This is a genomic window from Altererythrobacter sp. GH1-8, from assembly GCF_043702085.1.
In the GTDB taxonomy this organism is placed as follows: Bacteria; Pseudomonadota; Alphaproteobacteria; order Sphingomonadales; family Sphingomonadaceae; genus Erythrobacter.
This window is the reverse complement of sequence record NZ_CP171690.1, coordinates 2,490,814-2,503,838: the sequence shown is the minus strand read 5'-3', so window position 1 is coordinate 2,503,838 and position 13,025 is coordinate 2,490,814. Positions and strand designations below refer to the sequence as shown.

Here is a 13,025-nt window from a genome sequence, read left to right as displayed (position 1 = left end):
CAATGATTGACATGGCGCCGGAGCCTGCGATTCTTCGCGGTATGGATGATCACACTCTTCTGATTGTCTGGCACAGCCGGACTGGAGCCAGCGAAGCCATGGCGCGCGCCGCGGCTGCAGGGGCAGGGGGCCGGGCCAGGCTGATGCGGGCTGACGAGGTGTGCCCAGGCGATTTCCTGTACTCCGGCGGCTATCTGTTCGTCTGCCCGGAGAACCTTGCCAGCTTGAGCGGCCTCATGAAGGAGATGTTCGATCGGTGCTATTATGGGGTACTCGGGCACACTGAAGGTCGGCCCTATGCCACTATCATCGCTGCAGGTTCGGATGGCGAGGGCGCGCAACGACAGATTGATCGGATCGTCACTGGTTGGCGACTGAAACGGGTTGTTGAGCCTATGATCTTCAACTTCGATGCACAGACTCCGGAGCGAATCCTGGCGTCCAAGAATGTTCCGGAAAGCACGCTCTCCACCTGCAACGAGGTTGGCGCGGCAATGGCGGAAGGTCTTGCGTCGGGCATGTTCTAGGCGGCTAGGCGACCGCCAATGAACTTTTTTTCAGCAATTTAATGACTCGACGTTGCGTGGGTTTCCATGCAAGTTGTCTGCACTAGATGCGGACAATTGGTGGGGATCAGCCAATCGGGTTCGAGCAAACTGGGGAGGGGTCGGCAAGGTCGACCAACCAAGGCGTTTGCCTGCTTTTTACACGAGGCAGACGTCCTGATGTTGCGTCTCTGAATGATTTTGCCAGATTGGCGTCAAATGTTTCCATCACGCATGTTCCAAGCTCCGCTGAGCATCCGTTGCGTGTCGTCCGGTCTGAAGAAGAGTCGGTGGAATCATGCTCGCAAGTCCACTGTGACCACAATCCGGCCTGGCTTGAGTTGCTTCGTGAAGGTTTGACATTTGACTGCGTTGGTCTTGCTCCGAGGCAACCGTGTGAATCGCCGCCAGTCGCCTTTCGTTTTGACATCGAGGAAAAGCTGGAGTTGCATAGCCTTGAAGGTATTCAACTCTCACCGGGATCCCACTTGACCGGCGGCGGACGCAGTTGGCCGGTGTTGCGGGGATTGCTCGGGCTTGCACGCGACATTGTTCATCATTTCGAGGATGCGAGGATTGCCTGCTGGCCCCCGTCGCAATCCGCCATAGGTCGACGTTTCTTTGAATCGACCATCACAGCATGGCTTGATGGCGGTCCGTTCCCTGCGCTCGGCCTGACTGCGTTTGCTGACGAAAGCGACGGGAGCCTGGTCAGCGTCGGCCTCGAACATTTCATCGATCAGGAACTGCGGATCGAGCCAGAGCTGGCGTCGGACAGACTGTCGGCAACGCGGCTTGGCCTTCGACTTGTAAACCAGCTCGTGCTTGTCGGCGGTATCGAACAGAGTGAACGTATTGTTGGGCCGGATGGGAGCCGGCTGCTTCTGCGACCTTCCCGCAATGGGAAATATGTGAGGGTCAGCAGAGAATAGAAGGGAGATCTCGGGGGGCTTTCAATGATTTCGGCTACATGCCGGGTGGAGAGGGTTTCCTTTCGCTCGGTCAATAGGCGCGGGTTACCTGGGTATGATCCAGGCCTCCAGCGCCATCATATCCTGCCGCGACAGCTTCTTTCGCGTCGATGCTTCGGACGAATGTTCGAAGCGATCGGCACGAACAGCGTGAGCTTTGACGACTTTCGCACCAATGGAATGCTGCTGCCCGCCAAGGAAGATACAGCGGTCCGGTTTGGCCTTCCATTGCATCGCGGTCCGCACCGCGCATACAACCAGATGGTGATCGAGCGGGTAGGCGAAATCGAAGGGGCCTGGTCGAGAACCCACCTGGATTGTCCTCAACGAGCGCTGCTCGAGGCTCTTGACGATCTCAGCCGTTTGCAACGCAAGCTGCGGGACCGGCTGTATGAGGAGCCAGGGAGACTGATCCTCAACAGCAATGACCCCCTCGGCTACGGTTTCGACTTCACCGAACTCGATGCGATGGCTGAGACGCTCTACAGCGCGCGTTAGTCCACCCAGGCAGTGTAGTTCGACTTGGCCGCAAGCTCCGCCTTGGCCTTGTGGTAATCCCGTTCGAACCGCGCGACCATATCCTCGACAGTGCCAACGCTCTTGACCGCGCCGACGCCTTGTCCGGAGCCCCAGATGTCCTTCCAGGCTTTAGCCTTGGTGTTGCCGCCGCTGCCGAAGTTCATCTTGCTGGGATCGCTTTCAGGGAGATTGTCCGGGTCAAGCCCGGCGGATTCGATAGAGCTGCGCAAATAGTTGCCGTGCACGCCGGTAAAAAGGTTGGTGTAGACGATCCCTTCCGCGCTCCCTTCGACAATCCCTTGCTTGTAGGCGGCATCGGCATTGGCTTCTTCAGTAGCGATGAAGGCGCTGCCGCAATAGCCGAAATCCGCGCCCATCGCCTGGGCTGCGAGGATCGAATAGCCATTGGCGATCGAGCCTGAGAGCGCGACCAGACCGTCAAACCATTCGCGGATCTCCTGCATCAGGGCGAATGGCGACTGCGTTCCTGCGTGTCCGCCAGCGCCTGCAGCGACAGGGATAAGCCCGTCCGCGCCTTTCTCAATTGCCTTGCGAGCGAAGCGGTTGTTGATCACGTCATGCATGGTGATGCCGCCCCAGCCGCGTACCGCGTCGAAGATTTCCTCGCGCGCGCCGAGCGATGTAATCACCAATGGCACCTGCCATTTCGCACAGGTTGCCATATCGGCTTCGAGCCGGTCGTTCGAACGGTGGACGATCTGGTTTACCGCAAAGGGCGCTGCCGGGCGATCGGGGTTCTCGCGATTGTGCTTGGCAAGCTCCTCGGTGATCTGATGGAGCCATTCATCGAGCAGGCTCTGCGGGCGCGCGTTGAGCGCGGGAAAGCTCCCGATGATACCTGCCTTGCATTGCGCGATCACCAGCTCTGGCCCTGAAACGATGAACAGCGGAGAGCCGATCAGCGGCAGACGCAGGCGATTGAAGGGTGCGGGCAGGGACATACAGCGTTTTCCTCTTATCATGAGCGATCGACGCGGGGCCTATGGCGACCAAGACCGCTTGTCGAGACTGACGTTACGTAAACGTCAATTCACTTCAGCACGTGCTCAATGCGGTAGAACCGAGCTGCGTTCCCGGCGTAAAGGTCCGCCTTCTCATCGGCGCTCGCCTTTCGCGTGAGGCGCTTGAAAGCATTCCACAGGACCGGATAGGTCGCGCCCCAGCGATCGACCGGGTAATTGCTTTCAAACATGGCGCGCCTGGTTCCGAAGGCTTCGATGCAGGTCTCGATATAAGGTCGCCACAAGGCTGCAAGTGTATCGGACCCAACCCCAGCAGCGGGGCCTTCTTCAGGCATTGCGCAATTGTGCATCGCGAGCCCGCCCAGCTTGATCTGCACATTGTCGCATTTGGCGAGCTCATGGATGTTGTGGCGCCAGATATCGAACCGTTCATGCAGCTTGCCGGTGTAAGACGCCATCCCGAGCGGCGTGCCGCAGTGGTCAAGACAGATCGGCTGGTCAGGGAATGCCCGGGCAAGGTCGATCACATCCGGGATTTGCGGCTCCACGATCCATGCGTCGAAGCTGAGCCCGAGTTTGCCGAGTTGAGCGAAACCCTGGCGGAACACCGGGTCGCGATAGAGCCCTTCTGTCTTCTGGATCGGTGGCCCCAGAACTTCGGGGTCGGCATCCCAGGCAGCGGCGTAGCGTATTCCCTTGAACCGGTCCGGTGCAGCCGCCTGCAAGCGCTCCAGCACAGGCGCCACGTCTGCGCCCAGCATCAGGTCCGCGTGGCCAATGATCCCGGCGCACAGGCGCTGGTCCCCATAGAGGCCGCTCGCCGATTGTGCGGCAACGCCGTTCACATATTCGACTTCGCCCACAACCTTCATCGCTTCTTCCCCGTATGCACGGTAGAAGGCGCTGCATTCCATGAAGACCGTGGCGATGATGTTGTGGCCGGTCGCCAGATCGGCGCGGAAATGATCGAACCCGTAATTGGCGACGGGCAATATCGATTCGATGAAGCGGTGGCGCGGTTCTGGAAACAGCGCCACTAGTGGCCGATGATCCCACAAGTGATGATGAGGATCGATGATCGGCAGATCTGGCTCGAGAATCTCTTCGTTCATCTTTCCTTCGCCTTTCCTGTCATCTCTGCCCTGTTGGATACACATGTTACACAGTCCTGGGAAAGAAAACTCTGTGTCTTTGGCAAGCTGCAAGACGTGCCTCGGGACAGGGTAAAGGGCGCGTGTTCGGTCATGCGGTAATGCTACTCCTGAAAGGTGGGAATAGGAAAGCGCGCTCGACGAGACCGGCTGAGCCCGTGTAGGAAGGACGCGTGACGGGGCAATCAATCAATCGGCAATCGAAGCGGGTGCTGGTGTTCGGCGCAAGCGGTACCATCGGTCAGGCGGTCGTGCGCGCGCTCGCTCAAGGGGGCTACGAGGGTGTGGGTGTGATGCGCCGATCAGCCGATAACGAGGCTCTTGCCGCCGAATTGGATCGCGATGGATGCGCAGTGCATTTCGCTGACGTCACGGACCGCCCGGCGATTGCGGAAGCCTTCGCAAGGGCGCGGCCTGAGGCGGTCATTTCCTGCCTCGCATCGCGTTCAGGCGCACCCAGGGATGCCGACCGGATAGATTTTCAAGCCAATCTTGATGTGCTCGACGAAGCGGAGGCCGCCGGCGTGAGGCAATTCGTATTGCTTTCGGCCATATGTGTGCAGAAACCCAGACTTGCGTTCCAGCATGCGAAATTGCGGTTCGAGCGCCGCTTGCAGGTCTCTGGCCTGACATGGTCAATCGTGCGCCCTACCGCCTTCTTCAAATCGCTTTCAGGTCAAGTCGAACGGGTCAAGGCGGGCAAACCCTTCTTGCTGTTCGGCGATGGCGAATTGACGCGCTGCAAGCCGATCAGCGATGCGGACCTGGCGCGCTTCATCGTTGGGTGCATCGATGATCCCGCGAGGCACAGGTGCATCCTGCCAATCGGCGGTCCGGGGCCCGCCATCAGCCCGCGCGAGCAAGGGGCGATGCTGTTTGAGCTTGCTGGAAAAGCGCCGCGTTTCCGAAGCATGACGCCGGGCTTGTTCAGGCTCATTGCGGCACTCCTTTCGCCCTTCGCGCCGATTTCAGACTGGATGGCGGAGAAACGCGAGTACATGCGGATCGCGCATTACTATGCGACGCAGAGCATGCTCGTCTGGGATGTGGAGGCGAGTGAGTACTCAGAAGACGCGACGCCTGAATTTGGACGCGACACTTTGCAGGAACATTACCGATATTTGCTGGACAGCCACGCGAAGCCAGAGGCCTAGCGTCCTGCCCATAGGTCAATGGCTGATGAGAGACACTTTGAAGTTGGCTACGTACCACACGGCCTTGGCCTCTGCGAGGCAGCTGACAACAGAGACTTTCCCGTTTGTTCGAAAGATTTCGCACTCGCCTCGCGCTTCCAGCCGTGATCCATTGCTGAGGACCAGCGCAGTTACGTCGAGCTGTTCACCCACCAACTGGCCTTCGAAGCGCGTTTTGGACTTCCAGCCTCGTTGCCCGAATTCGAATCCCGCGCTTGATCCCGATTGATCAAGCACGAACCTGCTACAGTCGAGCAGCACCGTGGCCTCATCCGCACGTTGCTGTACCCATTCGGTATACTGACAAAAGCCGTTGAGCTCGATTGGGGTATCGCCCTTGGGGGCTGCCGCAAACAGCAGCGGTGTGATGATGGAGTGAAGAATCGACATGCCGCAGTCCTTCCGATTGCCGGGGAGCGACCGCGGCAACCAAATGATACTTGCACTTCCGCGCGGCAGCCAGAAAATTGTTTGGTTAGCGCGGCTTAACCCTGCTGTCCGACCGCAGTGTTCGCAGCGCTCAGCACCGCGCGCACGCTCGCGGTGGCAACATCCTCGTCAATTCCGCATCCCCAGATTATGTCGCCATCGCCGGTCTCGCACATGAGATAGGCGGCGGCGCGCGCGTCACGGCCTGTGCCCATCGCGTGTTCGGTGTAGTCCAGCACGCTGAGATTGACGCCGAAGCTTTCCTCAAGAGTGGTCAGAACCGAGGAAATCAGGCCCTTGCCGCGGCCGGAGACGCGCTGCTCTTCGCCTTTGACAGAGATAGTGCCCGAGAAGATGCGGGTTCCATCTGCCGCCCGGCCTTCGTCATAGTCAACCAGCTGGAAATGCTTGGGATGGGTCTGGACGTAGTAAGCCGACTTGAACGCTTGCCATATGTCAGCGGCATTGAGTTCGCGCCCAAGCTCATCCGCCATGCGCTGAACATGCTTCGAAAAGTCCGCTTGCATCTTCTTCGGCAGTTTGAGGCCCTGATTCTGCTCCAGCACCCAGGCGAAGCCGCCTTTGCCGGACTGCGAGTTGACCCGGATTACCGCCTCATAGCTGCGGCCAAGATCGGCCGGATCGATCGGCAGGTAGGGTACGCGCCATTGTTCGTCATTCTGCTGGGCGTGGGCTTCGAAACCTTTCTTGATCGCGTCCTGATGGCTACCGGAAAAGGCGGTGAAGACCAGTTCGCCGCCATAGGGATGGCGCTGGTGAACGGGCAGTTCGTTACAGTACTCAACCGTTTCGATGACGCGATCGATGTCGGAGAAATCAAGTCCTGGATCAATGCCTTGCGTGTACATGTTGAGAGCAACTGTGACGAGGCAGCAATTGCCAGTACGCTCGCCATTGCCGAACAGGCACCCTTCAACCCGGTCTGCGCCGGCCATCAGGCCCAGTTCGGCAGCGGCAACGCCGGTTCCGCGATCATTGTGGGTGTGGAGCGAGATCACCGCGCTCTCGCGATTGGGCAGGTTGCGGCAAAAATACTCGATCTGGTCGGCGTAGATATTCGGCGTTGCCGCTTCGACCGTTGCCGGCAGGTTGAGGATGATGGGGTGCTCGGGCGTGGGCGCGAGAACCTTCATCACCGCCTCGCACACCTCGATGCTGAAGTCGATTTCTGCGGTTGAGAAGGTCTCGGGCGAATACTGGAAATGCCACACGGTATCGGGGCGCTTCGCCGCCTCGTCGCGCATGATCTTCGCGCCGCTCCGGGCGATCTCGACCACCTCTGGCTTGGTCATGCGGAAAACAATGTCGCGCCATGCCGGGCTGACCGCATTGTAGAGGTGAACGATAGCCTGCTTTGCGCCTTCGAGGCTTGCAAAGCTCGTGCGGATCAGGTCTTCGCGGCTTTGCGTGAGCACCTGGACGATCACGTCATCAGGAATGCGGCCCGATTTGACGAGGCCAGAGATGAAGTCGAACTCGGTCGCGCCTGCGCTGGGGAAGCCGACTTCGATTTCCTTGATCCCGACTTCGACCAGAAGGTCAAAAAAGCGGTTCTTCTTGGCCGAATCCATCGGGTCGATAATCGACTGGTTGCCGTCGCGCAGGTCGGTCGAAAGCCAGCGCGGCGGAGCGGTGATGGTGCGGCTCGGCCATTGCCGGTCGGGCAAATTGATTTGCGGGAAGGGCCGATATTTGCGGCCGGGATCGGAAAGCATGGGCATGATGAACTAAGCTCGTAACGGTAAGTCTGGGAGGCTGTTGCGGGTCTCTATCCCCTTGGACGCGCCCCGCGCGCCCCTAGCACGCGGCTGCTCACGCCCAAGGGCGGGTAAGTCGTAGCAGCAGCGATCCGTTACGTGTCATGTGGTCCTCAATTGCCGATTTGTGCGGGAATGGCAAGCGCACTTTGCGAAAAGGCCCGGATCAACGCCAGCGGAGCCGCTCTTGGGTCAATTGATCGAGCCTTGTAACGCCCATCAACCGCATCCCGCGCTCGATCTCGTCCTTGAGGATGCCGAGCGCGCGCTCGACGCCGTCCTGTCCTGCCGCAGCCAGAGCATAGAGGTAGAGCCTGCCGCCCGATGCAGCGCTCGCGCCTGAACACAGTGCCTTCAAGACATGCGTTCCGCGCCGCACCCCGCCATCGCAGATGATCTCGATCTCGCCCCCGACGCAATCGACGATCTCGCGCAACTGGTCGAACGGCGCGCGGCTGCCATCCAGCTGCCTGCCGCCATGGTTGGAGATCATGATCGCGTCTGCACCGATCTCGACCGCGCGGCGCGCGTCATTCGCGCTCATCACACCTTTGAGGACAAACTTGCCGCCCCAATCCTGCCGGATACGCGCGGCAGTGTCCCAGTTCATGGACGTGTCGAGCATGGTATTGAAATATTCCGCGATGCTCACCGGTTTGCCGGTCCCTTCGCTGACATGCGTGTCGAGATTGGGCAGGCGAAATTTCTCGCGGAAGAGATAGTCCAGTGTCCAGCGCGGGCGCGTCGCATAGGACCACACGGATGCAGGCGTAAAGCGGGGCGGGGTGGTAAAGCCGGACCGCAAGCACCGCTCGCGCTTGCCGGAGACGATCGTGTCGACTGTCAGCGCCATGGCGTCGAAGCCCGAGGCCTGACAGCGCTCGATCATGCTGGCGTTCAGCCCCTTGTCCTTGTGGACGTAGAGCTGGAACAGTTTAGGGCCGGATGTGAGCGCGGCGATCTCTTCGATGCTGCGCGTTGCAAGGCTGGAAATGCCGAACCACAGCCCGAATTTCTCTGCTGCTTTTGCGACCGCGGTTTCGCCTTGCCAGTGGAATGCGCGCTGGACGGCTGTCGGGCTGAGCATCAGCGGAAGCGCGCTCTTGCGCCCCAGGATTGTGCAACTCGTGTCGATATCGGCGACGCCTGCGAGCACGTCCGGCACAAGGTCGCACAGATCGAAGGCGGACGTATTGCGCGCCTTGGTCAACTCGTCATCGGCTGCCCCTTCGATATAATCGAACACGGGGTAGGGCAGGCGCGCTCTGGCGAGTCTTCGGAAATCGTCGATATTATGGCAATCCGAGAGGCGCATCAGCATCGCACCGCCGTGTTTTCAAACCGCGCTCGCAATGTCGAGAGCGAATATTGCTGTTGCGGCGGAAAACCCTTGCAAGGGCGATAACCGGGATCTGCGGGCAGGCACGCATGACCGCACAGCAATTCAGATTGCTCGGCCTTCCAGTCATTGCGCCAGAAACGTCCGCCCGGTGTTGAGACATAACCGTCCATCTGGCTGGCAATATCGCTTGCCAGATCGATGGTGGAGGGCACTTCGCTGTCATAATCCTCGCTGAAGGCGCCATGAGTATGAAAGCTTGCCACAGGGGCCATGCCGGGTTCGTCGAAATAGGCGATGTCGCAGCTCGCGCGCTCTCCCGCCAGGATTCGCGATGCGCCGAGGTCGCCATTGTTGTCCTCGAAAATGATGCCGCAATACTCCGTATCTTCGGCAAAGGACCGGGCTTGCAGGTCCGCCAATTGAACGCGGGCGAAAGCGGTCACTTCCTCGGTCGATGAAGTGACCACGAAATCTTCCGGCCCTTTGACGTTGGAGATCGCGCGGACGACGATGATCGCCCACGCAATCGCGCACATCGCAAAGATCAGATGGCTGGTGCGGACGTTCTGCATGGCGTCCGCACGACTTGGCCTCAGTTTTTCTCTTTGTCGACCAGCTTGTTGGCACTGATCCACGGCATCATCGCGCGAAGCTCTGCCCCGGTCTTTTCGATCGGATGCGCTTCAGCGGCCTTGCGGCTCGCCTTGAGCTCGGGTTGCCCCGCACGGTTGTCGAGCACGAAGTCCTTGACGAACCGGCCCGAGGTGATGTCCGCCAGAACGCGCTTCATCTCGGCCTTGGTCTCGTCCGTGATGATGCGTGGGCCTGTCTTGATGTCACCATATTCGGCAGTGTTGGAGATCGAATAACGCATGTTGGCGATGCCGCCTTCATAGAGCAGGTCGACGATCAGCTTGGTTTCATGCAAGCACTCGAAATAGGCCATTTCAGGCGCGTATCCGGCTTCGACCAGGGTTTCGAAACCAGCCTGAATCAGGTGCGTGATTCCGCCGCACAGCACGGCCTGCTCGCCGAAGAGGTCGGTTTCGCATTCTTCCTTGAAATTGGTTTCGATAATGCCGGAACGGCCACCGCCGACGCCCGAGGCGTAGGCGAGCGCAATCTCATGGGCATTGCCGCTCGAATCCTGATGGATCGCGATGAGGCAGGGGACGCCGCCGCCCTTCTGGTACTCGCTGCGCACCGTGTGGCCGGGGCCCTTCGGCGCAATCATGATCACGTCGATATCTGCAGGCGCTTCGATCAGGCCGAAATGAATGTTGAGGCCGTGGGCAAAGGCAAGCGCGGCTCCCGGCTTCATGTTGCCCTTGAGATCATTCTCCCAGATCGCGGCCTGATGCTCGTCCGGCGCGAGGATCATGAGGATATCGGCCCACTTCGCCGCTTCGCTGTTCGACAGCACCTTGAAGCCTGCGCTTTCAGCTTTCTTCGCGGTGGCAGAGCCTTCGCGCAGCGCGATCGCGACATCTTTCACCCCGCTGTCGCGCAGGTTTTGCGCGTGGGCGTGCCCCTGGCTGCCATAGCCAAGAACCGCGATCTTCTTGTCTGTGATCAGGCCCAGATCGGCGTCGGCGTCGTAATATACTTTCATTTCAATCCTCACGTCATTCCAGCGAATGCTGGAATCTGTTTCAAAATAGTCAGTGCCAATTGGCGGAAGTGCCCAGCTTTCGCTGGGACGACGAAAATCAGCTAAACCCCTTCAGCTCCGCGCATCATTCCGACCACGCCGGAGCGGCCGACTTCGACCAGACCAAGGCCGCGCATCAGAGCAATGAAACTGTCGATCTTGTCCGGCGCGCCGGTGAGTTCGAAGACGAAGCTCTCGGTGGTGGTATCGACCACGCTGGCCCGGAAGACCTCCGCGATACGCAAAGCCTCAACCCGCATATCGCCTTTGCCAGCGACCTTGATCAGCGCCAGCTCGCGCTCGACATGCGGGCCTGCCTGCGTCAGATCGACGACCTTGTGGACCGGCACCAGCCGTTCCAGCTGTGCTTCGATCTGGTCAATCACCTGCGGCGGGCCATTGGTGACGATGGTGATGCGGCTGACCGCATGGTTTTCCGTGATGTCCGCCACGGTCAGGCTGTCGATATTGTAACCGCGCGCAGTGAACAGCCCGGCAATCTTCGCAAGGATGCCGCTTTCATTGTCGACGGTGACGGCAAGGACATGCCGCTCTGTGGCTTCAGTGTGAATTTTCATTGTGTGTGCCCTTACACCAAAGCCTTCGCTTCGTCGTCCATCGTCCCTTCGACATGGTCGCCGTAAAGCAGCATGTCGGTATGGGCTGCGCCTGACGGGATCATCGGGAAGCAGTTGGCGTCCTTGGAGACAAGGCAATCAACCATCACTGGCCCGTCATGGTCCAGCATGGCTTTGATCCCGGCATCCAGGCCCGCTTCGTCTTCGATACGAAAGCCTTTCCAGCCATAGGCCTCTGCGAGCCTGACGAAATCGGGCAGGCTGTCCGAATAGCTGTTCGAATAGCGGCCTTCATAGGTCAGTTCCTGCCATTGGCGGACCATGCCCATGTACTCGTTGTTCAAGATGAAGATCTTGACGGGCAAGCGGTACTGGCTCGCCGTGCCCAGTTCCTGGATGTTCATCTGGATCGAGGCTTCGCCCGCAATGTCGATCACGAGGGTCTCCGGATTGCCAAGCTGCGCGCCAATTGCTGCGGGCAGGCCGTAGCCCATCGTGCCAAGGCCGCCTGAGGTGAGCCACTTGTTGGGATCGTCGAAACCGAAATATTGCGCGGCCCACATCTGGTGCTGGCCGACTTCGGTCGTGATGATCGGATTGCGATCCCTGGTGAGCGCGAACAGGCGCTCGACCGCCTTTTGCGGCATGATCATCTCGGACTTTTCTGGATAGGCGAGACAATCGCGCGCGCGCCAGCCCATGATTCGCGCCTTCCATTCGCCCAGATCCTGCGGCTTGCGGCTGCCCCAGGCTTCGATCAGCTGGCCGAGCACGGTTGCGCAGTCGCCGACAATGCCAAGATCGACGCGCACGGTCTTGTTGATCGAGCTTCGGTCGATATCGATGTGGATCTTCTTGGAATTGGGGCTGAAGGCATCGAGCCGTCCGGTCACCCGGTCATCGAACCGCGCGCCAATGCAGACCATCACGTCGCACTGGTTCATCGCCATGTTGGCTTCATAGGTGCCGTGCATGCCCAGCATGCCGAGCCAGTCGGGGTGGGTGCTCGGGAAAGAACCAAGCCCCATCAGCGTGCTGGTGAGCGGCGCGCCGGTGATGTCCTGCAACCGGCGCAGCAGGCGGCTTGCCTCTGGGCCTGAGTTGATCACGCCGCCGCCGGTGTAGAAGATCGGCCGTTCGGCCTTCTCCAGCATCTCGACCGCTTCGATGATCTCCTCGGCCGAGGCTGCCATGCGGGGCTCGTAACGGTGCGAGCCGGGCTTTGCACCACCGGTATCGCGCAGCGTGGGGACAGCGATCTGCACGTCTTTTGGAATGTCGACGACGACCGGACCGGGCCTGCCGGTCGTGGCAATGCGGAAAGCTTCCTCGATTGTCGCCTTGAGGTCGGCTGGCTCTTTGACGAGATAATTGTGCTTGGTGCAGTGGCGCGTGATGCCAACCGTGTCCGCTTCCTGAAAAGCATCCGTGCCGATCAGCGCGGTGGGAACCTGGCCGGTGATGACGACCATCGGGATCGAATCCATGAAGGCATCGGCAATCCCGGTGACCGCATTGGTCGCGCCAGGCCCGGAGGTGACGAGCACCACGCCGGGCTTGCCGGTCGAGCGGGCATAACCTTCGGCGGCATGCGCTGCGCCAGCTTCGTGCCGCACGAGGATGTGGCGAATACGCCCAAGACCGTTATCTTCTGCGAAGAGTTCGTCATAGATCGGCAGAACTGCGCCGCCGGGATATCCGAAAACGAACTCCACGCCCTGTTCGACCAGGCAATCGACCAATATGGCTGCGCCGCTGCGCTCGGCTGTCACGATACTACCTTTCCATCCGCGAAATGATTTTGCGGGGCTTTAACAAAAAATGCGGCCCGGTGCATGAGGGTGCACACCGGGCCTTCGCAGGCCTCGCTATTAGCATGATTATG

Annotated in this window: 13 protein-coding genes; 4 read left to right on the top strand and 9 right to left on the bottom strand. The window is 59.8% G+C overall.

Annotated elements, in window-relative coordinates:
• The first annotated feature begins 41 nt into the window (after positions 1-41).
• From ACG9DO_RS12185 to ACG9DO_RS12175, 3 genes are all read left to right on the top strand, one after another.
• Positions 42-527, top strand: a complete 486-nt coding sequence (locus ACG9DO_RS12185; protein WP_394728303.1) for an NAD(P)H-dependent oxidoreductase — start codon at positions 42-44, stop codon at positions 525-527.
• 227 nt (positions 528-754) lie between these two features.
• Positions 755-1,477: a hypothetical protein gene (locus ACG9DO_RS12180; RefSeq protein WP_394728301.1), complete on the top strand. Its 723-nt coding sequence runs from the start codon at positions 755-757 to the stop codon at positions 1,475-1,477.
• Positions 1,478-1,501: 24 nt separating this feature from the next.
• Positions 1,502-2,014 (top strand): AHH domain-containing protein, encoded by a 513-nt coding sequence (locus ACG9DO_RS12175; RefSeq protein WP_394728299.1) that lies wholly within the window; start codon positions 1,502-1,504, stop codon positions 2,012-2,014.
• Here ACG9DO_RS12175 and ACG9DO_RS12170 read toward each other — a convergent pair.
• Together ACG9DO_RS12170 and ACG9DO_RS12165 are read right to left on the bottom strand one after the other, a co-directional pair.
• The gene (locus tag ACG9DO_RS12170) at positions 2,011-2,997 is read right to left on the bottom strand and encodes an NAD(P)H-dependent flavin oxidoreductase (protein ID WP_394728297.1); all 987 of its coding nucleotides are present in this window, start codon (positions 2,995-2,997) and stop codon (positions 2,011-2,013) included. The genes ACG9DO_RS12175 and ACG9DO_RS12170 overlap by 4 nt on opposite strands.
• An 89-nt stretch (positions 2,998-3,086) precedes the next feature.
• On the bottom strand, positions 3,087-4,130 hold the full coding sequence (locus tag ACG9DO_RS12165; RefSeq protein ID WP_394728295.1) for an amidohydrolase family protein: 1,044 nt from the start codon (positions 4,128-4,130) through the stop codon (positions 3,087-3,089).
• A gap of 212 nt (positions 4,131-4,342) precedes the next feature.
• Here ACG9DO_RS12165 and ACG9DO_RS12160 point away from each other — a divergent pair, with 212 nt between their 5' ends.
• Positions 4,343-5,323 carry an SDR family NAD(P)-dependent oxidoreductase gene (locus ACG9DO_RS12160; RefSeq protein ID WP_394728293.1) on the top strand — a complete coding sequence of 327 codons (981 nt, stop codon included), beginning with the start codon at positions 4,343-4,345 and terminating at the stop codon, positions 5,321-5,323.
• A 15-nt stretch (positions 5,324-5,338) separates the two neighbouring features.
• Here ACG9DO_RS12160 and ACG9DO_RS12155 read toward each other — a convergent pair whose 3' ends face one another.
• The 7 genes from ACG9DO_RS12155 to ilvB all read right to left on the bottom strand — a co-directional run bounded on the left by ACG9DO_RS12155 (position 5,339) and on the right by ilvB (position 12,912).
• Entirely contained in the window at positions 5,339-5,752 is a 414-nt protein-coding gene (locus ACG9DO_RS12155; RefSeq protein WP_394728291.1) for a hypothetical protein, read from the bottom strand.
• 95 nt (positions 5,753-5,847) lie between these two features.
• Complete coding sequence (gene leuA, locus ACG9DO_RS12150; RefSeq protein ID WP_394728289.1) at positions 5,848-7,533, bottom strand: 2-isopropylmalate synthase; 1,686 nt, start codon at positions 7,531-7,533, stop codon at positions 5,848-5,850.
• Positions 7,534-7,735: 202 nt separating this feature from the next.
• Positions 7,736-8,884: an alpha-hydroxy acid oxidase gene (locus ACG9DO_RS12145; RefSeq protein ID WP_394728287.1), complete on the bottom strand. Its 1,149-nt coding sequence runs from the start codon at positions 8,882-8,884 to the stop codon at positions 7,736-7,738.
• Positions 8,884-9,483: a DUF4329 domain-containing protein gene (locus ACG9DO_RS12140; protein ID WP_394728285.1), complete on the bottom strand. Its 600-nt coding sequence runs from the start codon at positions 9,481-9,483 to the stop codon at positions 8,884-8,886. The genes ACG9DO_RS12145 and ACG9DO_RS12140 overlap by 1 nt, the downstream gene beginning before the upstream one ends.
• 20 nt (positions 9,484-9,503) lie before the next feature.
• Positions 9,504-10,523 (bottom strand): ketol-acid reductoisomerase, encoded by a 1,020-nt coding sequence (gene ilvC / locus ACG9DO_RS12135; RefSeq protein ID WP_394728283.1) that lies wholly within the window; start codon positions 10,521-10,523, stop codon positions 9,504-9,506.
• A gap of 101 nt (positions 10,524-10,624) precedes the next feature.
• A complete protein-coding gene (ilvN, locus tag ACG9DO_RS12130) occupies positions 10,625-11,140 on the bottom strand; it encodes an acetolactate synthase small subunit (protein WP_394728281.1) in 516 nt (171 codons plus the stop codon).
• Positions 11,141-11,151: 11 nt separating this feature from the next.
• Entirely contained in the window at positions 11,152-12,912 is a 1,761-nt protein-coding gene (gene ilvB / locus ACG9DO_RS12125) for a biosynthetic-type acetolactate synthase large subunit (RefSeq protein ID WP_394728279.1), read from the bottom strand.
• Positions 12,913-13,025: the final 113 nt, after the last annotated feature.

Coding starts and splice junctions, on each gene's coding strand:
- ACG9DO_RS12185 (WP_394728303.1), top strand. CDS start 42: ATGGATGATCACACTCTTCTGATTGTCTGGCACAGCCGGACTGGAGCC.
- ACG9DO_RS12175 (WP_394728299.1), top strand. CDS start 1,502: ATGATTTCGGCTACATGCCGGGTGGAGAGGGTTTCCTTTCGCTCGGTC.
- ACG9DO_RS12170 (WP_394728297.1), bottom strand. CDS start 2,997: ATGTCCCTGCCCGCACCCTTCAATCGCCTGCGTCTGCCGCTGATCGGC.
- ACG9DO_RS12165 (WP_394728295.1), bottom strand. CDS start 4,130: ATGAACGAAGAGATTCTCGAGCCAGATCTGCCGATCATCGATCCTCAT.
- ACG9DO_RS12155 (WP_394728291.1), bottom strand. CDS start 5,752: ATGTCGATTCTTCACTCCATCATCACACCGCTGCTGTTTGCGGCAGCC.
- leuA (WP_394728289.1), bottom strand. CDS start 7,533: ATGCCCATGCTTTCCGATCCCGGCCGCAAATATCGGCCCTTCCCGCAA.
- ACG9DO_RS12145 (WP_394728287.1), bottom strand. CDS start 8,884: ATGCGCCTCTCGGATTGCCATAATATCGACGATTTCCGAAGACTCGCC.
- ACG9DO_RS12140 (WP_394728285.1), bottom strand. CDS start 9,483: ATGCAGAACGTCCGCACCAGCCATCTGATCTTTGCGATGTGCGCGATT.
- ilvC (WP_394728283.1), bottom strand. CDS start 10,523: ATGAAAGTATATTACGACGCCGACGCCGATCTGGGCCTGATCACAGAC.
- ilvN (WP_394728281.1), bottom strand. CDS start 11,140: ATGAAAATTCACACTGAAGCCACAGAGCGGCATGTCCTTGCCGTCACC.